Annotated in this window: 19 protein-coding genes; 2 read left to right on the top strand and 17 right to left on the bottom strand. The window is 70.2% G+C overall.

From position 1 onward, the window contains the following. The first annotated feature begins 41 nt into the window (after positions 1-41). Positions 42-842 carry a S1 RNA-binding domain-containing protein gene (locus ACFYZQ_RS18330; RefSeq protein ID WP_389148258.1) on the top strand — a complete coding sequence of 267 codons (801 nt, stop codon included), beginning with the start codon at positions 42-44 and terminating at the stop codon, positions 840-842. 88 nt (positions 843-930) lie between these two features. Here ACFYZQ_RS18330 and metK read toward each other — a convergent pair whose 3' ends face one another. From metK to pyrR, 13 genes are all read right to left on the bottom strand, one after another. Then, entirely contained in the window at positions 931-2139 is a 1209-nt protein-coding gene (gene metK, locus ACFYZQ_RS18325) for a methionine adenosyltransferase (RefSeq protein ID WP_388794320.1), read from the bottom strand. A 251-nt stretch (positions 2140-2390) separates the two neighbouring features. Beyond that, positions 2391-3596, bottom strand: coding sequence for a bifunctional phosphopantothenoylcysteine decarboxylase/phosphopantothenate--cysteine ligase CoaBC (gene coaBC, locus ACFYZQ_RS18320; RefSeq protein ID WP_389148491.1), 1206 nt, complete (start codon positions 3594-3596; stop codon positions 2391-2393). 112 nt (positions 3597-3708) lie between these two features. Continuing rightward, a complete protein-coding gene (rpoZ, locus tag ACFYZQ_RS18315; RefSeq protein ID WP_005319902.1) occupies positions 3709-3981 on the bottom strand; it encodes a DNA-directed RNA polymerase subunit omega in 273 nt (90 codons plus the stop codon). A 51-nt stretch (positions 3982-4032) separates the two neighbouring features. After that, positions 4033-4626: a guanylate kinase gene (gene gmk / locus ACFYZQ_RS18310; protein ID WP_389148255.1), complete on the bottom strand. Its 594-nt coding sequence runs from the start codon at positions 4624-4626 to the stop codon at positions 4033-4035. Positions 4627-4687: 61 nt separating this feature from the next. Then, entirely contained in the window at positions 4688-5011 is a 324-nt protein-coding gene (locus tag ACFYZQ_RS18305; RefSeq protein ID WP_003977346.1) for an integration host factor, read from the bottom strand. Between the two features lie 299 nt (positions 5012-5310). Next, a complete protein-coding gene (pyrF, locus tag ACFYZQ_RS18300) occupies positions 5311-6156 on the bottom strand; it encodes an orotidine-5'-phosphate decarboxylase (RefSeq protein WP_389148252.1) in 846 nt (281 codons plus the stop codon). After that, the gene (locus ACFYZQ_RS18295; protein ID WP_389148249.1) at positions 6153-7259 is read right to left on the bottom strand and encodes a quinone-dependent dihydroorotate dehydrogenase; all 1107 of its coding nucleotides are present in this window, start codon (positions 7257-7259) and stop codon (positions 6153-6155) included. The genes pyrF and ACFYZQ_RS18295 overlap by 4 nt, the downstream gene beginning before the upstream one ends. Before the next feature lie 84 nt (positions 7260-7343). Beyond that, a complete protein-coding gene (carB, locus tag ACFYZQ_RS18290; RefSeq protein ID WP_389148246.1) occupies positions 7344-10652 on the bottom strand; it encodes a carbamoyl-phosphate synthase large subunit in 3309 nt (1102 codons plus the stop codon). Beyond that, positions 10645-11802 (bottom strand): glutamine-hydrolyzing carbamoyl-phosphate synthase small subunit, encoded by a 1158-nt coding sequence (gene carA, locus ACFYZQ_RS18285; RefSeq protein WP_389148243.1) that lies wholly within the window; start codon positions 11800-11802, stop codon positions 10645-10647. Before carA ends, carB begins: the two co-directional genes overlap by 8 nt. Continuing rightward, on the bottom strand, positions 11799-12392 hold the full coding sequence (locus tag ACFYZQ_RS18280; RefSeq protein WP_389148240.1) for a hypothetical protein: 594 nt from the start codon (positions 12390-12392) through the stop codon (positions 11799-11801). The genes carA and ACFYZQ_RS18280 overlap by 4 nt, the downstream gene beginning before the upstream one ends. Continuing rightward, on the bottom strand, positions 12389-13675 hold the full coding sequence (locus ACFYZQ_RS18275) for a dihydroorotase (protein ID WP_389148237.1): 1287 nt from the start codon (positions 13673-13675) through the stop codon (positions 12389-12391). Before ACFYZQ_RS18275 ends, ACFYZQ_RS18280 begins: the two co-directional genes overlap by 4 nt. A gap of 5 nt (positions 13676-13680) precedes the next feature. Then, positions 13681-14661: an aspartate carbamoyltransferase catalytic subunit gene (locus tag ACFYZQ_RS18270; protein WP_389148234.1), complete on the bottom strand. Its 981-nt coding sequence runs from the start codon at positions 14659-14661 to the stop codon at positions 13681-13683. Between the two features lie 111 nt (positions 14662-14772). Next, the gene (gene pyrR / locus ACFYZQ_RS18265; protein ID WP_389148231.1) at positions 14773-15372 is read right to left on the bottom strand and encodes a bifunctional pyr operon transcriptional regulator/uracil phosphoribosyltransferase PyrR; all 600 of its coding nucleotides are present in this window, start codon (positions 15370-15372) and stop codon (positions 14773-14775) included. A 254-nt stretch (positions 15373-15626) separates the two neighbouring features. Here pyrR and bldD point away from each other — a divergent pair, with 254 nt between their 5' ends. Then, a complete protein-coding gene (gene bldD, locus ACFYZQ_RS18260; protein ID WP_010046440.1) occupies positions 15627-16130 on the top strand; it encodes a transcriptional regulator BldD in 504 nt (167 codons plus the stop codon). Between the two features lie 109 nt (positions 16131-16239). On the opposite strand, the gene nusB is transcribed toward bldD, so the two are convergent. The 4 genes from nusB to ACFYZQ_RS18240 form a co-directional block, all read right to left on the bottom strand. Beyond that, positions 16240-16674, bottom strand: a complete 435-nt coding sequence (gene nusB, locus ACFYZQ_RS18255; protein WP_389148228.1) for a transcription antitermination factor NusB — start codon at positions 16672-16674, stop codon at positions 16240-16242. 2 nt (positions 16675-16676) lie between these two features. Beyond that, positions 16677-17243, bottom strand: coding sequence for an elongation factor P (gene efp / locus ACFYZQ_RS18250; protein ID WP_006131211.1), 567 nt, complete (start codon positions 17241-17243; stop codon positions 16677-16679). Positions 17244-17299: 56 nt separating this feature from the next. Then, positions 17300-18406, bottom strand: a complete 1107-nt coding sequence (locus tag ACFYZQ_RS18245; RefSeq protein WP_389148225.1) for an aminopeptidase P family protein — start codon at positions 18404-18406, stop codon at positions 17300-17302. Between the two features lie 70 nt (positions 18407-18476). Then, a complete protein-coding gene (locus tag ACFYZQ_RS18240; RefSeq protein WP_389148222.1) occupies positions 18477-19358 on the bottom strand; it encodes a Pro-rich N-terminal domain-containing protein in 882 nt (293 codons plus the stop codon). Positions 19359-19362: the final 4 nt, after the last annotated feature.

Genomic DNA, 19362 nt, shown 5'->3' with positions numbered 1-19362 from the left:
ACAACCGACGTGCGCCGGACCGGCCGCCTAGGCTCACTCACATGACCGAACCGACGCCCACCTCGCTGGAGGGACTACGCGAACGGCTCGACACACGCGCGCACGCGGAGCTGCGGACAGGTACGGTGGTCGGCTTCGGCGAGCAGCATGTCATCGTTCGGCTGGACGGCGACGACCCGCAGGTGCCGACAGGTCGCATTCCCAGGCACCTGCTGACCTGGACCGTCTTCGAGGACCCTTCCGACGTGGTGACCGTCGGGCAGCGGATCACCGCGGAAGTCCTGTCCGGCGACGACAGGAGTGACAGCGTCGCCCTCGACGCCAGGGCCTGTGAGGACAGGGCCCTGTACCGCCACCTGCTCCGCACGCGGCTCGGGGACGTCGTCAGGGGGACGGTGGCAGCCGTGCACAACTTCGGGGTCTTCGTGCGCCTCGACGGGGCGCCCCCGCACCCCGCCTATCCGGGCACGGGTTTCATCCGCGTTCCGGACCTTACATGGGCTCACATCGATCATCCGGAGGACGTGGTCCGCTCGGGAATGCGGGTCGTCGGCGAGGTGATCACCATCGATACCAACCAGGGCGAAGTGGTCATCTCGCTGAAGGCCCTCCAGGAGGATCCCTGGGACCGGCCGGGGTGGTGTGAAGGAGACGTCGTAGCAGGCCGGGTGACCAAGCTTCTCCCCTTCGGGGTGTTCGTCAGCATCGCCCAGGACGCCGAGGGGCTGGTGCACGTCTCGGACCTGGGTGGACAGGTCGTCGGGGAGGGACAGGAACTACGGGTCAGGATCCTTGAGATCGACCGCGAGCGCCGCCGGATCCGGCTGACCCTTGTCACCTGACCACCGCACCTGGCGGGTCCCCCGCACGCCGAGGCCCGGCTCCCCCAGGGAAAAGGGAAGCCGGGCCTCCGACGGAAAGCCGGGGGACCTACAGGCCCGCGGCCGCGCGCAGTGCGTCCACGCGGTCCGTGCGCTCCCAGGTGAAGTCGGGGAGCTCGCGGCCGAAGTGGCCGTAGGCCGCGGTCTGGGCGTAGATCGGACGGAGCAGGTCGAGGTCGCGGATGATGGCGGCCGGGCGGAGGTCGAAGACCTCGTCGATGGCCTTCTCGATCTTCTCGGTCTCGACCTTGTGGGTGCCGAAGGTCTCGACGAACAGACCGACCGGCTCGGCCTTGCCGATGGCGTAGGCGACCTGGACCTCGCAGCGGGAGGCCAGGCCCGCGGCGACCACGTTCTTGGCGACCCAGCGCATCGCGTACGCCGCCGAGCGGTCCACCTTGGACGGGTCCTTGCCGGAGAAGGCGCCGCCACCGTGGCGGGCCATGCCGCCGTAGGTGTCGATGATGATCTTGCGGCCGGTCAGGCCGGCGTCGCCCATCGGGCCGCCGATCTCGAAGCGGCCGGTGGGGTTGACCAGCAGGCGGTAGCCCTCGGTCTCAAGCTTGATGCCCTCGTCGAGGAGCGCCTTCAGCTCGGCCTCGACGACGAACTCACGGATGTCGGGCGCGAGCAGCGACTCCAAGTCGATGTCGCTCGCGTGCTGCGAGGAGACGACGACCGTGTCGAGGCGGACGGCCTTGTCGCCGTCGTACTCGATGGTGACCTGCGTCTTGCCGTCCGGACGCAGGTAGGGGATCGTGCCGTTCTTGCGGACGTCGGACAGGCGCTTCGACAGCCGGTGCGCCAGGAAGATCGGCAGCGGCATCAGGGTGGGCGTCTCGTCGGCCGCGTAACCGAACATCAGGCCCTGGTCGCCGGCGCCCTGCCGGTCGAGCTCGTCGTCGTCGCCCTCGACCCGGGACTCGTAGGCCGTGTCCACGCCCTGCGCGATGTCCGGGGACTGCGCGCCGATCGAGACGGACACGCCGCAGGAGGCGCCGTCGAAGCCCTTCTTCGAGGAGTCGTAGCCGATCTCGAGGATCTTGTTGCGGACCAGGGTCGCGATGTCCGCGTAGGTCTTGGTGGTGACCTCGCCGGCCACGTGGACCAGACCCGTGGTGATCAGCGTCTCGACGGCGACCCGGGAGGTCGGGTCCTCGCGCAGGAGCGCGTCGAGAATGGTGTCGCTGATCTGGTCAGCGATCTTGTCGGGGTGACCTTCGGTCACGGACTCCGAGGTGAACAGGCGACGGGACACAACGCTCCCTGGGTTTGCAGCGGCTGCTGGCTGATCATTGACGGACGACGCGGGGAGCTGCGCCCGGCATCGTCCGAGAAACAGTTTATCGGTGGCAGTCTGCCCACGGGCCACATGTCTCACCTCTCGGGAGCCCTGTGACCTGCGGCACGGGCATTCTGCCCAATACGCGGCGGCCTTGGCCAGGGCCGCCACGCGACAATCCCGTCCTCGAAGAGACCGCCGAACGGCCGAATCGAAGGGCGGAGCGGTCAGTTCAGCCGCTCGGCGACAAGGTCCCACACGATCTCCGCGAGGGCCTCTTTCGGTCCGTGCGGTACGGGCGTCTCACTGCCGTCGGCGCCGAGTACGACGGCCTCGTTCTCCTCGGAGCCGAACGTCTTGCGTTCCCCCACCTCGTTCACCACGAGGAGGTCGCAGCCCTTGCGTGCCAGTTTCTTCCGGCCGTTGGCGAGGACGTCGTCCGTCTCGGCGGCGAAGCCGACGATCACCTGTCCGGTCCGGGGCCGTTCGGCCGATATCTCCGCCAGGACGTCCGGATTACGTACGAGGGCGACCGGCTCCGGGTCCTGGTCGTCCTTCTTCTTGATCTTCCCTGCCGCGTAGGTCGCCGGCCGGAAATCGGCCACGGCCGCGGCCATGACCACGGCGTCGGCGTCACCGGCCGCCTTCAGCACGGCCTCGCGCAGCTGGAGCGCCGTGCCGACGGGTACGACGTCCACTCCGGCAGGGTCCGGCAGACCGCCGGTGTTGGCGGCGATCAGTGTCACCCGTGCGCCCCGGGCGGCGGCGGTGCGGGCGAGGGCGTAGCCCTGCTTGCCGGAGGAGCGGTTGCCGAGGAAGCGGACCGGATCGAGGGGCTCACGGGTGCCGCCGGCGCTGACGACGACGTGCCGGCCGGCGAGGTCCGGCTCCGTCACTCCCCTGGCCAGGACCCGGCGGCAGACCTCGAAGATCTCTCCGGGATCGGGCAGCCGCCCCTTGCCCGTGTCGACGCCGGTCAGGCGGCCGACCGCCGGTTCGATCACGAGGGCGCCCCGGCGGCGCAGTGTCGCCACGTTCTCCTGGGTGGCCGGGTGCTCCCACATCTCGGTGTGCATGGCCGGGGCGAAGACGACCGGGCAGCGTGCCGTGAGGAGTGTGTTGGTCAGCAGGTCGTCGGCGAGGCCGTGGGCCGCCTTGGCGAGCATGTCGGCGGTGGCGGGGGCGACGACCACGAGGTCGGCCTGCTGGCCGATGCGGACGTGCGGCACCTCCTGGACGTCGTCCCAGACCTCGGTGGAGACCGGGTTGCCGGACAGGGCGGACCAGGTGGCGGCGCCGACGAAGTGCAGCGCGGAGGCGGTGGGGACCACCCGTACGTCATGGCCCGACTCCGTGAACCTTCTCAGCAGCTCACAGGCCTTGTACGCGGCGATACCGCCACTGACCCCCAGAACGACCTTGGGCTTGTCCACCGACTTGTCCACCGTCTCTCCCCGGCTCGGCAACGTACGGGTCCATCACACACCACAGGCCCGGCAGGAGCACTGCCGGGCCTGTGGATAAACCAACTGCGATCTGAAGGTACTACTGCGCCGGGCCCTCGATGGCCTCGGAGGTCAGCAGACCGGCGTTGATCTCGCGCAGGGCGATGGAGAGCGGCTTCTCGTGGACGTGGGTGTCCACGAGCGGACCGACGTACTCGAGGAGGCCCTCGCCGAGCTGCGAGTAGTACGCGTTGATCTGGCGGGCCCGCTTGGCCGCGTAGATCACGAGGCTGTACTTCGAGTCGGTGGCCTCGAGGAGCTCGTCGATCGGCGGGTTGATGATGCCCTCGGGCGCGGTGATGGAAGAGGACACGCTCTACCTTCCGATGGATGGGAAAGAATCAGTTGAGGGTGATCTTCACGATCACACAACGTCCATCAAGGCTAGCAGCTCGCGCGCCACGTCCTCGACGGAGGTGTTGACCAGAGTCTCGTCGAACTCCGGCTCGGCCGCCAGCTCGACCTTGGCCGCGTCCAGGCGACGCTCGATCACCTCGGGCGGCTCCGTGCCCCGGCCGGTGAGCCTGCGCACGAGCTCCTCCCAGGAGGGAGGGGCCAGGAACACCAGCTGCGCCTCGGGCATGGTCTCCCGGACCTGCCGGGCACCCTGGAGGTCGATCTCCAGGAGGACCGGCACACCGGCCTCCAGGTGCTCCAGCACGGCCTGGCGGGGCGTGCCGTAGCGGTTGCCGGCGAATTCGGCCCACTCCAGCAGCTCGCCGTTGGCGATCAGCTTGTCCATCTCCTCGTCGGTGACGAAGAAGTAGTGGACGCCGTGCTGCTCGCCGGGGCGTGGCTTGCGGGTGGTCGCCGACACCGAGAGCCAGACCTCGGGATGTTCCTTGCGCATATGGACGACGACCGTGCTCTTGCCGACCCCGGAGGGGCCGGAGAGCACGGTCAGCCGCGGACGTACGCCCGGGGGCTCGGGGGTCGTCCCCCGGAATGTTGCAGCCATGCAGCGATTATTCCAGCAATGCCGGGGTGCCCGGGACGCCGGTCCCGGACCACCCGGTCACTCAGGAGCCGGTGCTACCGAACTCACGCTCCAGGGAGGCGATCTGGTTGGAACCGAGGCCACGCACGCGGCGGCTCTCGGAGATACCGAGTCGCTCCATGATCTGCTTGGCGCGGACCTTGCCCACGCCCGGCAGGGACTCGAGCAGGGCGGAGACCTTCATCTTGCCGATGACGTCGTTCTCCTGGCCCTGCTTGATGACCTCGTGAAGAGAGGCGCCGGAGTGCTTGAGTCGATTCTTGACCTCGGCCCGCTCCCGGCGAGCCGCGGCGGCCTTTTCGAGCGCGGCTGCGCGCTGTTCAGGGGTAAGGGGCGGAAGAGCCACGCCTACGTCACCTCGGATGTCGAACTGTCGGATACGGACCGGTGAGGAACCTAGTCGCCCCACACCTGGGGAGCCACGAGCAACACGCTGCCCGTTCTCCCCCACTGCCTGAAGGGCGTGGGAGGTGTCCCCACTGCTCGGAGACTAGCGGGCAAGTCCGCCAGAGTCAGCGAGAACAGCGGAAAAGTCCTGGTCAGCCTCCGTCAGGCCGGACATTTCAGACATACTGCCCCCGATTTGAGAATGTATTCACCCTCAAGCCGCTCCGGAGCCGCTCACCCGAGCACTCATCGGAGGACTCAGGCGTCCGCCACGGCGGCCCGGATCTCGTCCGCGAACCGCTCAGCGGCCGCTCGCAGCGCCCCGACCTCGGGACCGTGACGCAGAACACCCCGGCTGACGTTCGGTACGACGTTGCGCACCGCCGTTCCGAACACCCGGGGAAGATCGGCTGCCGTCGCCCCCTGGGCCCCGACGCCTGGCGCGAGGAGGGGGCCGTTGATGCCGAGGTCGTACGAGGACAGATCGCCGAGCGTGGCGCCCACCACCGCGCCGAACGAGCCCAGGGGCTCCTCCCCCGCGTTCTCGGCCGCCAGGTGGGCCAGCATCGTCGCGCCCACGTCGCGCCCGTCGGCACGGACCGCGTGCTGCACCTCGCCGCCCTCGGGGTTGGAGGTGAGGGCCAGGACGAACAGGCCCGTGCCGCTCTCCCGGGCCAGCGCGACGGCCGGGCTCAGGGAGCCGTAGCCGAGGTACGGCGAGACGGTCAGGGCGTCCGAGAACAGCGGGGCGTCCTTGTGCAGGAACGCCTCGGCGTACCCGGCCATGGTCGAGCCGATGTCGCCGCGCTTGGCGTCCATCACCACCAGGGCGCCGGCCTCGCGCGCCTCCCGTACCGCCGCCTCCAGGACGGCGACGCCGCGGGAGCCGAAGCGCTCGAAGAAGGCGCTCTGCGGCTTGAGGACGGCGACCCGGTCGGCCGTCGCCTCGACGACCGTGCGGCTGAACCGCTCCAGCCCGGCGACGTCGTCGTTCAGGCCCCATTCGGCGAGCAGGGACGCGTGCGGGTCGATGCCGACGCACAGCGGGCCGCGCTCGTCCATGGCGCGGCGCAGGCGTGCGCCGAAGGCTTCCTGAACCGTCATGCCGTCTTCCTCACGTCGGCGCCGACGGCGTCGGCGAGGGTGGCGTACGGGCTGTTGCGCAGACGGGCCGCCAGCCCCTTGTGGATCGCCCGGCTCCAGAAGGGCCCCTCGTAGACGAAGGCGCTGTAGCCCTGGACGAGCGTGGCGCCCGCCAGGATGCGCTGCCAGGCGTCTTCGGCGTTCTCGACGCCGCCGACGCCGACCAGGGTGATGCGGTCGCCCACGCGCGCGTAGAGGCGGCGCAGCACCTCCAGGGAGCGCGCCTTCAGCGGGGCTCCCGACAGTCCGCCGGCCTCCTTGGACAGCGAAGGCACGGACTTCAGGCCGAGCCCCTCGCGCGCGATGGTGGTGTTGGTGGCGATGATCCCGTCCAGGCCGAGCTCGACGGCCAGGTCGGCGACCGCGTCGACGTCCTCGTCCGCGAGGTCCGGCGCGATCTTCACCAGCAGCGGCACGCGGCGGTCCGGCACGACCCGGTCGGCGGCGTCGCGCACGGCGCTCAGCAGCGGGCGCAGCGCCTCGGTGGCCTGCAGGTTGCGCAGACCGGGGGTGTTCGGCGAGGAGACGTTCACGACCAGGTAGTCCGCGTACGGCGCCAGCCGCTCGGCGGACTTCACGTAGTCGGCGACCGCCTCGGCCTCCGGGACGACCTTGGTCTTGCCGATGTTCACGCCCACGACCGTCCTGAACACGGGTTCACGGGTGGCGAGGCGGGCTGCGACGGCCAGGGAGCCGTCGTTGTTGAAGCCCATGCGGTTGATCAGTGCGCGATCGGCGACGAGCCGGAACAGCCGCTTCCTGGGGTTGCCGGGCTGCGGCTCGCCCGTGACGGTGCCGATCTCGACGTGGTCGAAGCCCAGCATCGACATGCCGTCGATCGCGACCGCGTTCTTGTCGAAGCCGGCGGCGAGCCCGAAGGGGCCGTGCATGCGCAGCCCGAGCGCCTCGGTGCGCAGTTCCTTGTAGCGGGGCGCGAGGGCCGCGGCGACGAAGGTGCGCAGCACGGGGATGCGGACGGCCAGCCGGATCCAGCGAAAGGCCAGATGGTGCGCCTTCTCGGCGTCCATCCGTTTGAAAACCAGACGGAAGAAATACTTGTACATGTCCAGATGTCCTCGTGAAGCCTCGTGAAGAGGGGGGCCTCATGAAGAGGGGGACACCGTTTCCGGTGTCCCCCTCCTGGGCTGCTAGTCGCGGGCCGCGGTCAGGTGCTGTGCGTGTTCCTGGAGCGAACGCACGCCCACGTCGCCGTGGTTGAGGGCGTCGATGCCCTGGACGGCCGCGGCGAGCGCCTGGACGGTCGTCAGGCATGGCACGGAGCGCGCCACGGCCGCCGTACGGATCTCGTAGCCGTCGAGGCGGCCACCGGTGCCGTACGGGGTGTTGACGATGAGGTCGACCTCGCCGTCGTGGATGAGCTGGACGATGGTCTTCTCGCCGTTCGGGCCGGTGCCCTCGAACTGCTTGCGCACCACCGTGGCCTTGATGCCGTTGCGCTTGAGGACCTCGGCGGTGCCGGAGGTGGCGAGCAGTTCGAAGCCGTGGGCGACCAGCTCGCGCGCCGGGAAGATCATCGAGCGCTTGTCGCGGTTGGCCACCGAGATGAAGGCGCGGCCCTTGGTGGGCAGCGGGCCGTACGCCCCGGCCTGCGACTTGGCGTAGGCGGTGCCGAAGACGGAGTCGATGCCCATGACCTCGCCGGTGGAGCGCATCTCCGGGCCGAGGACCGTGTCGACGCCCCGGCCCTGGATGTCGCGGAAGCGGGACCACGGCATGACCGCTTCCTTGACGGAGATCGGCGCGTCCAGCGGGAGCTCGCCACCGTCGCCGTGCTTCGGCAGCAGGCCTTCCTCGCGCAGCTCGGCGACGGTCGCGCCCAGCGAGATCCGGGCGGCGGCCTTGGCCAGCGGCACCGCGGTCGCCTTCGAGGTGAAGGGGACCGTACGGGAGGCACGCGGGTTGGCCTCCAGGACGTACAGGATGTCGCCCGCCATCGCGAACTGGATGTTGATCAGGCCGCGGACGCCCACCCCGCGCGCGATGGCCTCGGTCGAGGCGCGCAGCCGCTTGATGTCGAAGCCGCCCAGCGTGATCGGGGGCAGGGCGCACGCCGAGTCGCCGGAGTGGATGCCGGCTTCCTCGATGTGCTCCATGACGCCGCCGAGGTACAGCTCCTCGCCGTCGTACAGTGCGTCGACGTCGATCTCGATGGCATCGTCGAGGAACCGGTCGACCAGCACCGGCCGGGAGGGGCTGATCTCGGTCGACTCGGCGATGTAGGTGGCCAGCCGGGTCTCGTCGTACACGATCTCCATGCCGCGCCCGCCGAGCACGTAGGAGGGCCGGACCAGGACCGGGTAGCCGATCTCGTCGGCGATGGCCTTGGCCTCGTCGAAGGTGGTGGCCGTGCCGTGCTTGGGGGCGGGCAGGCCGGCCTCGGCGAGGACCCGGCCGAAGGCGCCCCGGTCCTCGGCGGCGTGGATCGCCTCCGGGGAGGTGCCCACGATCGGTACGCCGTTGTCCTTCAGTGCCTGCGACAGCCCGAGCGGGGTCTGGCCGCCGAGCTGCACGACGACACCGGCGACCGGGCCGGCCTGCTGCTCGGCGTGCACGATCTCCAGCACGTCCTCGAGCGTCAGCGGCTCGAAGTACAGACGGTCGGAGGTGTCGTAGTCCGTGGAGACGGTCTCCGGATTGCAGTTGACCATCACGGTCTCGTAGCCGGCGTCGCTCAGCGCGAAGGAGGCGTGGACGCAGGAGTAGTCGAACTCGATGCCCTGGCCGATGCGGTTGGGGCCGGAGCCCAGGATGATGACCGCTGCCTTCTCGCGCGGCGCGACCTCGGTCTCCTCGTCGTAGGAGGAGTAGAAGTACGGGGTCTTCGCGGCGAACTCGGCGGCGCAGGTGTCGACGGTCTTGTAGACCGGGCGGATGCCGAGGGCGTGCCGGACCTCGCGGACGACGTCCTCGCGCAGCCCGCGGATCTCGCCGATCTGCTGGTCGGAGAAACCGTGCCGCTTGGCTTCGGCGAGCAGCTCGCCGGTGAGCTCGGGCGCCCCGGCCAGCTCGTCCGCGATCTCCTTGAGCAGGAAGAGCTGGTCGACGAACCACGGGTCGATCTTCGTGAACTCGAAGACCTCCTCGGGCGTGGCGCCCGCGCGGATGGCCTGCATGACCGTGTTGATGCGGCCGTCGGTGGGCCGAACGGCCTCCGTGAGCAGGGCCGTCTTGTCGCCCGGGTCCCCGACGAAGGTGAACTGGCTGCCCTTCTTCTCCAGCGAGCGCAGCGCCTTCTGGAAGGCCTCGGTGAAGTTGCGGCCGATGGCCATGGCCTCGCCGACCGACTTCATGGTGGTGGTCAGCGTGGAGTCGGCCTGCGGGAACTTCTCGAAGGCGAACCGCGGTGCCTTGACGACCACGTAGTCGAGGGTCGGCTCGAAGGAGGCCGGGGTCTCCTGGGTGATGTCGTTCGGGATCTCGTCGAGGGTGTAGCCGACGGCGAGCTTGGCGGCGATCTTGGCGATCGGGAAGCCGGTCGCCTTGGAGGCCAGCGCCGAGGAGCGGGACACGCGCGGGTTCATCTCGATGACGATCACCCGGCCGTCCTCGGGGTTCACCGCGAACTGGATGTTGCAGCCGCCGGTGTCGACACCGACCTCGCGGATGACGGCGATGCCGATGTCGCGCAGGATCTGGTACTCGCGGTCGGTCAGCGTCATCGCCGGGGCGACGGTGATCGAGTCGCCGGTGTGCACGCCCATGGGGTCGAAGTTCTCGATGGAGCAGACGACCACGACGTTGTCGTGCTTGTCGCGCATCAGCTCCAGCTCGTACTCCTTCCAGCCGAGGATGGACTCCTCCAGGAGCACCTCGGTGGTCGGGGAGAGCGTGAGGCCCTGCCCGGCGATGCGGCGCAGCTCGTCCTCGTCGTGCGCGAAACCGGAGCCGGCGCCGCCCATGGTGAAGGAGGGGCGGACGACGACCGGGTAGCCGCCGAGCTGCTCGACACCGGCGAGCACCTCGTCCATGGAGTGGCAGATCACGGACCGGGCGGACTCACCGTGCCCGATCTTCCTGCGGACCTCCTCCACGACCTCCTTGAACCGGTCGCGGTCCTCGCCCTTGTGGATCGCCTCGACGTTGGCGCCGATCAGCTCCACGCCGTACTTGGCCAGGACGCCGCTCTCGTCCAGCGAGATGGCGGTGTTCAGGGCCGTCTGGCCGCCCAGGGTGGGCAGCAGCGCGTCGGGCCGCTCCTTGGCGATGATCTTCTCGACGAACTCGGGGGTGATCGGCTCGACGTAGGTGGCGTCGGCGATCTCCGGGTCGGTCATGATCGTCGCCGGGTTGGAGTTGACGAGGATGACCCGAAGGCCTTCGGCCTTGAGGACCCGGCACGCCTGGGTGCCGGAGTAGTCGAACTCGGCGGCCTGGCCGATGACGATCGGGCCGGAGCCGATGACCAGGACGGACTGGATATCGGTGCGCTTAGGCACGCTGGCCCTCCATCGCAACTGTGCTCATCAAAGACGTGAAGCGGTCGAACAGGTAGGCGGCGTCGTGCGGGCCGGCCGCCGCTTCGGGGTGGTACTGGACGCTGAAGGCCGGGCGGTCGAGGAGCTGCAGGCCCTCCACCACGTTGTCGTTCAGGCAGACGTGGGAGACCTCGACGCGGCCGTAGGGGGTGTCGGACACCTTGTCGAGCGGGGCGTCGACGGCGAAGCCGTGGTTGTGCGCGGTGACCTCGACCTTGCCGGTCGTACGGTCCTGTACGGGCTGGTTGATGCCGCGGTGGCCGTACTTCAGCTTGTAGGTGCCGAAGCCGAGGGCGCGGCCCAGGATCTGGTTGCCGAAGCAGATGCCGAACAGCGGGGTGCCGCGCTCCAGGACGCCCTGCATGACGGAGACGGGGTGGTCGGCGGTGGCGGGGTCGCCGGGGCCGTTGGAGAAGAACACACCGTCCGGGTTCACGGCGTAGACGTCCTCGACGGTCGCCGTGGCGGGCAGCACGTGCACCTCGATGCCTCGCTCGGCCATGCGGTGCGGGGTCATGCCCTTGATGCCGAGGTCGATGGCGGCGACGGTGAACTTCTTCTCACCGACCGCGGGGACGACGTAGGCCTCCTGGGTGGCGACCTCGGCGGAGAGGTCGGCGCCCTTCATCTCGGGGGCCTGGCGGACCTCGGCGAGCATGGTGCCCTCGTCGGGCAGCGCGTCGCCGGAGAAGATGCCGACGCGCATGGCGCCGCGCTCGCGCAGGTGGCGGGTGAGGGCGCGGGTGTCGATGCCGGAGATGCCGACGACGCCCTGCGCGGCGAGCTCCTCGTCCAGGGAGCGCCGCGAGCGCCAGTTGGACGGCACGCGCGCGGGGTCGCGCACGACGTAACCGGCGACCCAGATGCGCTTCGACTCGGGGTCCTCGTCGTTGACGCCGGTGTTGCCGACGTGCGGGGCGGTCATCACCACGACCTGGCGGTGGTAGGAGGGGTCGGTGAGGGTCTCCTGGTAGCCGGTCATGCCGGTGGAGAACACGGCCTCGCCGAAGGTCACCCCCACGGCCCCGTAGGCGCGGCCGCGGAAGATCCGGCCGTCCTCCAGGACGAGTACGGCGGGAGTCTTGCCAGCTCCCCTGGTGGAGGTCGTCATCGTTCGGCGCCTTCCGTGCTGGTTGTCTTGATCATGGAGTTGATGGCGTCGACCCACTCGTGGTGTTCCGCGGCGCGGTCCGAGCGGAATCCGGAGTCGATCAGGCGGTCGCCGTGCTGCCAGGTGACGATCAGCAGCCCGCCCTCGGTGAGCACCTTGCCGGCGATGCCCTTGTCGAGCCGGGCCTCGCGCAGCGCGGCGGCTGGGACGAAGAAGTCGGCCGCCCCGGGGCGTACGACGTCCAGTCCCGCGTCCGTCAGGGTGAGCTCGGCCCGGCTGCGGGTGCCCAGGCCGTGCGCCACGATGCGGTCCAGCCACTGACCGGCGGTGGTGGAGCCGTGGTAGCGGCCGGTCATGCTCAGTTTCACCGGGCCGGGTTCGTCCGGCGCGGTCGGCAGCTCGGGCAGGTCGCTCTGGAGGGTGCCGCGCCATTTCCAGCCCTCGCGCATCAGCCAGTAGACGAGCGCGACGAACAGGGCGAGTCCGACGAGCCAGCCGATCCGCGCGGCCCAGTCGGTGACCTCCGCCGATTTTCTGTCGGCGGCGAGGCCGGTCGCTAGTCCGGCCGCGAGCAGAGTTGCAGGTGTCACGTGAGCTTCCCGTCGACGAGCGTGGCCTTGCCCCGCAGCCACGTGTGGGTGACACGGCCCGGCAGCTCGCGTCCCTCATACGGGGTGTTGCGGCTGCGCGAGGCGAAGCCCGCGGGGTCCACGAGGCCACGGTAGGCCGTGTCGACGAGGGTGAGGTTGGCGGGCTCACCTGCCGAGACGGGACGGCCGTGGCCCTTGGCCTGTCCGATCCGCGCCGGCTTGACGGACATCCGGTCGGCGACGCCGGCCCAGTCCAGCAGACCCGTGTCCACCATGGTCTCCTGGACCACCGACAGCGCGGTCTCCAGGCCGACCATGCCCATGGCTGCCGCGGCCCACTCGCAGTCCTTGTCCTCGTGCGGGTGCGGGGCGTGGTCGGTGGCGACGATGTCGATCGTGCCGTCGGCGAGCGCCTCGCGCAGGGCGTGCACGTCGCGTTCGGTGCGCAGCGGCGGGTTGACCTTGTAGACGGGGTTGTAGCTGCGCACCAGCTCGTCGGTGAGCAGCAGGTGGTGCGGGGTGACCTCGGCGGTGACCTGGATGCCGCGGGACTTGGCCCAGCGGACGATCTCGACGCTGCCGGCGGTCGACAGGTGGCAGATGTGCACGCGGGAGCCGACGTGTTCGGCGAGCAGCACGTCCCGGGCGATGACCGACTCCTCGGCGACGGCCGGCCAGCCGCCCAGGCCCAGCTCGGCGGAGACGACGCCCTCGTTCATCTGGGCGCCCTCGGTCAGCCGGGGCTCCTGCGCGTGCTGGGCGACGACCCCGCCGAAGGCCTTCACGTACTCCAGTGCCCGGCGCATGATCACCGCGTCGTCGACGCACTTGCCGTCGTCGGAGAAGACGGTGACGCCGGCGGCCGACTCGTGCATCGCGCCCAGCTCGGCGAGCTTCTTGCCCTCCAGGCCGACGGTGACGGCGCCGATGGGCTGCACGTCGCAGTAGCCGTGCTCCCGGCCCAGTCGCCAGACCTGCTCGACCACGCCGGCGGTGTCGGCGACCGGGAAGGTGTTGGCCATGGCGAAGACGGCGGTGTAGCCACCGGAGGCGGCCGCGCGCGTGCCGGTGAGAACGGTCTCGGAGTCCTCGCGGCCGGGCTCGCGCAGGTGGGTGTGCAGGTCGACCAGGCCCGGCAGCAGCACCTTGCCGCCGGCCTCGACGACCTCGGCTCCCTCGGCACTCAGACCGGCGCCCACCTCGGCGATGACCTCGCCGTCGATCAGCACGTCCTGCGGCTCGCCGCCGAGCACCTTCGCACCACGGATCAGGATCTTGCTCATGGGTCTTACTTCTCCTCGGTGGTGCGGGCGTGAGTGACGGCGGGTTCGTTGCCGCCGAGCAGCAGGTACAGGACGGCCATCCGGATGGAGACCCCGTTCGCGACCTGCTCCACGACGGTGCAGCGCTCGGAGTCGGCGACCTCGGCGGTGATCTCCATGCCGCGGACCATCGGGCCGGGGTGCATCACGACGGCGTGCTCGGGCATCCGCGCCATGCGGTCGCCGTCGAGGCCGTAGCGCCTGGAGTACTCGCGCTCGGTGGGGAAGAAGGCGGCGTTCATGCGCTCGCGCTGGACGCGGAGCATCATCACGGCGTCGGACTTCGGCAGCGTGCTGTCGAGGTCGTACGACACCTCGCACGGCCAGGTCCCGACGCCGACCGGCACCAGGGTGGGCGGCGCGACCAGGGTCACCTCGGCGCCGAGTGTGTGCAGCAGGTCGACGTTGGAGCGGGCGACCCGGCTGTGCAGGACGTCGCCGACGATCGTGATGCGCTTGCCCGACAGGTCCTGGCCGATCCCGGCGTCCCGGCCGACCAGTCGGCGGCGCATGGTGAAGGCGTCCAGGAGGGCCTGTGTGGGGTGCTGGTGGGTGCCGTCGCCGGCGTTGATGACGGCGGCGTCGATCCAGCCGGAGTTGGCCAGCCGGTAAGGGGCGCCGGAGGCACCGTGCCGGATGACGACGGCATCGACGCCCATGGCCTCCAGGGTCTGGGCGGTGTCCTTCAGGGACTCGCCCTTGGACACGCTCGAGCCCTTGGCGGAGAAGTTGATGACGTCCGCGGACAGCCGCTTCTCGGCGGCCTCGAAGGAGATCCGGGTCCGGGTGGAGTCCTCGAAGAACAGGTTGACGACGGTGCGGCCGCGCAGGGTCGGCAGCTTCTTGATCGGCCGGTCGGCGACCCGGGCCATCTCCTCGGCGGTGTCGAGGATCAGGACGGCGTCGTCGCGGGTGAGATCGGCGGCCGAGATGAGATGACGCTGCATCTGTCAGGCTCCGTAAGGCAATTCAAGAATCGGGGATCTGGGGGTGCCCCCAGGAGACGCGACCGGGCGTGCGAACGCGCGGGAAACGCGCACTCGGGGCGGGCCGGAGTGCTAGTGCTGCTCGCCCGGGGCGGCCGGCTTCACACCGAGCAGCACGGTGTCGCGACCGTCCTCCTCGGCGAGCTGGACCTTGACGGTCTCCCGCAGCGACGTGGGGAGGTTCTTGCCGACATAGTCGGCGCGGATGGGCAGTTCGCGGTGGCCGCGGTCGACCAGGACCGCGAGCTGCACCGCACGCGGGCGCCCGATGTCGTTCAGGGCGTCGAGGGCGGCTCGGATGGTGCGGCCGGAGAAGAGCACGTCGTCGACGAGGACGACCAGCTTGCCGTCGATGCCGTCACCGGGGATCTCGGTGCGGGCCAGCGCACGCGGCGGGTGCATGCGCAAGTCGTCGCGGTACATGGTGATGTCGAGCGACCCGACCGGCACCTTGCGGTCGGTGATCTTCTCGAGCTTGGCGGCCAGCCGCTGGGCGAGGAAGACGCCCCGGGTCGGAATGCCGAGGAGCACCACGTCGTCGGCGCCCTTGGCGCGCTCGACGATCTCGTGGGCGATGCGGGTCAGCACCCGCGCGATGTCGGGCCCTTCCAGAACGGGCCGCGCGTCGGACGTCTGCGCGTCCGGCTTGTCTCGCCTGTCTTGCTTGTCCATACGAAACGGACCTCCTTCTCCGCCTCACGGGACGGACGTTAAAGGACGTCGGAATTGCGCCATCCACCGTAGCAGGTCGCCCGAACGCCCCCGATCACCCCCTTGGCGCAACGGGCCGCCGCCACCTCGGAAGAGTCGCTGCGGACCATTCCGCTTGACGCAGGAGAGTAACGCTGCGTAACCTCACAGTGAGTTACCAGCCGCGCGGCGTGGAAACACTGCCAGCCGCGTCGACACAGTGTCCGGGGAGCTATATGTCCAGCGAATACGCCAAACAGCTCGGGGCCAAGCTCCGGGCCATCCGCACCCAGCAGGGCCTTTCCCTCCACGGTGTCGAGGAGAAGTCCCAGGGGCGCTGGAAGGCCGTGGTGGTCGGTTCCTACGAGCGCGGCGACCGCGCCGTGACCGTGCAGCGCCTTGCCGAGCTGGCCGATTTCTATGGCGTTCCTGTGCAGGAGCTGCTGCCGGGCACCACGCCGGGCGGTGCCGCCGAGCCGCCGCCGAAGCTGGTCCTGGACCTGGAGCGGCTGGCCACGGTGCCGGCCGAGAAGGCGGGCCCGCTGCAGCGGTACGCGGCGACCATCCAGTCGCAGCGCGGTGACTACAACGGCAAGGTGCTGTCGATCCGGCAGGACGACCTGCGCACACTCGCCGTCATCTACGACCAGTCGCCCTCGGTCCTCACCGAGCAGCTGATCAGCTGGGGCGTGCTGGACGCGGACGCGCGCCGCGCGGTGGCGACCCACGAGGAGGGCTGAGCGCTCCGCAGGGCCAGCAGAAACGTGCCGCCCGCACGTGCACAAGACAGAACGCCGGAGGGCCCGCAGCAGTCGTGCTGCGGGCCCTCCGGCGCTTTTCGTACCGCCTCTACGCCTCGTCGCGGCGCAGGGAAGGCTTCAGCTCCTTCAGTCGGCCGAGCAGGCCGTTGACGAACGAGGGCGACTCGTCCGTGGAGAACTCCTTGGCGAGCTGCACCATCTCGTCCAGGACGACGGCGTCCGGGGTCTCGTCCACCCAGATCAGCTCATAGGCTCCCAGGCGCAGGATGTTCCGGTCCACGACCGGCATCCGGTCGAGCGTCCAGCCGACCGAGTACTGGGCGATCAGCTCGTCGATGCGCTTCGCGTGCTCGGCGTAGCCCTCGATCAGCTGCATCGTGTACTCGCTCACCGGAGGCTGCCGGGTGTCGGTCCGGGAGAGCCGGATCCAGTCCGCGAGGACGGTCAGGACATCGGCGCCGCGCTGGTCCCCCTCGAAGAGGATCTGGAAGGCGCGCTTGCGGGCCGTGTTGCGGGCGGCCACGGTTAGCTGTTCACCCGGCCGAGGTAGTCGCTCGTGCGGGTGTCGACCTTGATCTTCTCACCGGTGGTGATGAAGAGCGGGACCTGGATCTGGTGACCGGTCTCCAGGGTGGCGGGCTTGGTGCCGCCGGTGGAGCGGTCGCCCTGCACGCCCGGCTCGGTCTCCTGGATGGTCAGCTCGACGGCGGCCGGGAGCTCGACGAAGAGCACCTCGCCCTCGTGCTGGGCGACGGTGGCCGTGAAGCCCTCGACGAGGAAGTTGGCTGCGTCGCCGACGGCCTTGCGGTCGACCATCAGCTGGTCGTAGGTCTCCATGTCCATGAAGACGAAGTAGTCGCCGTCCATGTACGAGAACTGCATGTCGCGCTTGTCGACAGTGGCCGTCTCGACCTTGACGCCGGCGTTGAAGGTCTTGTCGACGACCTTGCCGGAGAGCACGTTCTTGAGCTTGGTGCGCACGAAGGCCGGGCCCTTGCCGGGCTTGACGTGCTGGAACTCGACGACGGACCAGAGCTGGCCGCCTTCGAGCTTGAGCACCATGCCGTTCTTGAGGTCGTTCGTGGAAGCCACGGTTGCGGAATCTCCTGGACTGACGTACGACCCCGGGGCAGGCGCGCAGCGCGAGGCTAGAGCGCGAGCAGCTCCTTGGTCGTGATGGTGAGTAGCTCGGGTCCGCCGTCCGCCTCGGGGCGTACGACGAGCGTGTCATCGATCCGGACGCCGCCCCGGCCCGGGAGGTGAACCCCCGGTTCGACGGTGACCGGCACGCAAGCGTCCAGTTTACCCATGGCCGCGGGAGCCAACTGCGGGTCCTCGTCGATTTCGAGTCCGACCCCGTGTCCGGTGAGCGGCGGCAGGCCCTGCGCGTACCCGGCGGAGTCCAGCACCTGACGCGCGGCCCGGTCCACGTCCCGGTAGGCCGTGCCGGGTGCCAGGGTCTCCCGTCCGGCGCGCTGAGCGGCGAAGACCAGGTCGTAGAGCTCGATCTGCCAGTCGGCCGGCGAGGTGCCGATGACGAACGTCCGGCCGATCTCACAGCGGTAACCGCGGTAGGTGGCCCCCAGGCAGACGGACAGGAAGTCGCCCTCCTCGACCCGCCGGTCGGTGGGCGGATGCCCGGGCCGGCCGGAGTTGGGCCCGGTGGCGACCGAGGTCGGGAAGGCGGGCCCGTCGGCGCCGTGGTCGACCAGGCGCCGCTCCAGCTCCAGGGCGAGGTGCCGTTCGGTGCGGCCCACCAGGATGGACTCCAGCAGCTCACCGAGGGCCTGATCGGCGATCTCGGCGCCGATCCTCAGGCAGGAGATCTCCTCCTCGTCCTTCACCACCCTGAGCTGCTCGACGGCTCCGCCGAGGTCGGCGAGCCGGAGGCCGGCCGCCACGGAGGACACGGCTCTGTACCGCGTGACGGTGAGGTCGTGCTCCTCCACGGCTAGGGCTTCGGCTCCCTGGGCCGCGGCGAGATCGGCCGCCGCGACCGCCGTGTCACCGCCGGGTGACGGCAGGACGTGCAGCCGCAGGTTCTCGTCCGGCCGCCCGTCGGCGGGGCGGTCGTCGGGCGGTCCGGCGCAGACGAGGAGGTCCTCGCGCTTGCCGAGGAGCAGTGCTGCGCCCTGGGGGGCGGCCCCCGCGAGGTAGCGCACGTTGGCGGGGCGGGAGATGAGTGCTGCCGCGGTACCGGCCGCGTTGCAGCGTTCTCTCAGCCGGGATCGGCGGGTCGCGTACACCTCTGACATGAGACGAGCGTAGGAGTTTTGCCCGATTCGCGCCGTTTGGTGAGGCCGAGTGGGGTCCACTCCCCCTGGATCACCAGCTCGGCGGGCTCGCGATCGCTCTCGCCAGGACCTCGTCGAGCACTCTCGCCGTCCCCGGAACGTCCAGCTGCGAGTTGTCGATGATCGGCAGACCCGATCCGTACCAGCCGGCCATGCGGCCGTGGATGCGGGCCACCTCCTCGTCGGTGAGGCGGCGGTTGCCGGTGCGCTCGGCGTTGCGCTCCAGGACGATGTCGAGGCCGGGGAGGAGCACGACGGGCAACAGTCCGGGGCCGACGTGCCGCTTCCAGCCGCCGAGGCCGACGACCGGCCGGTCCGGGAAGACGGCGTCGTCCAGGATGCAGGAGATGCCGTTGGCCAGGAAGTTCCGGGCGGCGAAGCCGCAGGTGCGGCGGGCCAGGCGATACTGGGCCTCGGAATTGTCGTTCCACCCCGACTGCGGGTTCGCGTAGCCCGAGCGGACCCATTCGCGCACGTCGTCGAGGCTGATGTGGGCGGTGGATACCCGGCGGTGGTCCGCCCAGTACTTGGCGACGCTGGTCTTCCCGGCACCGGCGGGGCCGATCAGCAGCACGGCCAGGGTCGCCCCGGACGGATCAGGGGCCGCGGTCGCGGGCGGCGCGCTGGGCATGGCGACCGGGCCGCCGGGCGGCAGCGGCACGTGGCCGGTGGTGTCGGGGGCCTGCGGAACGGGCGGGTGCTGCGGGGCCGGGTGCGGCGGGGCCGGGGGCTGCGCGGGCGGTACCGGCCCCGGGGAGCCGCCGGTGAAACCCGGCGCCGGGGGCACGGGCGCGGGGCCCTGGGGGGCTCCCGGGTGGTGTGCGGTCGGCTGTACGGCCGGCACCCAGCCGGCGGCCGGTCCCTGCCCCGGCTGGTGGGGCGGCGGCAGCTCAGACCCCACTGCGTGCTGCATCCGG

The organism is Streptomyces sp. NPDC001843 (assembly GCF_042891955.1).
Classification (GTDB): domain Bacteria; phylum Actinomycetota; class Actinomycetes; order Streptomycetales; family Streptomycetaceae; genus Streptomyces.
This window is presented reverse-complemented; position numbering and strand designations above follow the sequence as displayed.

Excerpts from the sequence above, each read along its gene's own strand:
- ACFYZQ_RS18240 (WP_389148222.1), bottom strand. The coding sequence starts at position 19,358 with ATGCAGCACGCAGTGGGGTCTGAGCTGCCGCCGCCCCACCAGCCGGGG.
- ACFYZQ_RS18275 (WP_389148237.1), bottom strand. The coding sequence starts at position 13,675 with ATGAGCAAGATCCTGATCCGTGGTGCGAAGGTGCTCGGCGGCGAGCCG.
- ACFYZQ_RS18245 (WP_389148225.1), bottom strand. The coding sequence starts at position 18,406 with ATGTCAGAGGTGTACGCGACCCGCCGATCCCGGCTGAGAGAACGCTGC.
- pyrR (WP_389148231.1), bottom strand. The coding sequence starts at position 15,372 with ATGGACAAGCAAGACAGGCGAGACAAGCCGGACGCGCAGACGTCCGAC.
- ACFYZQ_RS18295 (WP_389148249.1), bottom strand. The coding sequence starts at position 7,259 with ATGTACAAGTATTTCTTCCGTCTGGTTTTCAAACGGATGGACGCCGAG.
- bldD (WP_010046440.1), top strand. The coding sequence starts at position 15,627 with ATGTCCAGCGAATACGCCAAACAGCTCGGGGCCAAGCTCCGGGCCATC.
- carA (WP_389148243.1), bottom strand. The coding sequence starts at position 11,802 with ATGACGACCTCCACCAGGGGAGCTGGCAAGACTCCCGCCGTACTCGTC.
- ACFYZQ_RS18330 (WP_389148258.1), top strand. The coding sequence starts at position 42 with ATGACCGAACCGACGCCCACCTCGCTGGAGGGACTACGCGAACGGCTC.
- ACFYZQ_RS18270 (WP_389148234.1), bottom strand. The coding sequence starts at position 14,661 with ATGCAGCGTCATCTCATCTCGGCCGCCGATCTCACCCGCGACGACGCC.
- pyrF (WP_389148252.1), bottom strand. The coding sequence starts at position 6,156 with ATGACGGTTCAGGAAGCCTTCGGCGCACGCCTGCGCCGCGCCATGGAC.
- gmk (WP_389148255.1), bottom strand. The coding sequence starts at position 4,626 with ATGGCTGCAACATTCCGGGGGACGACCCCCGAGCCCCCGGGCGTACGT.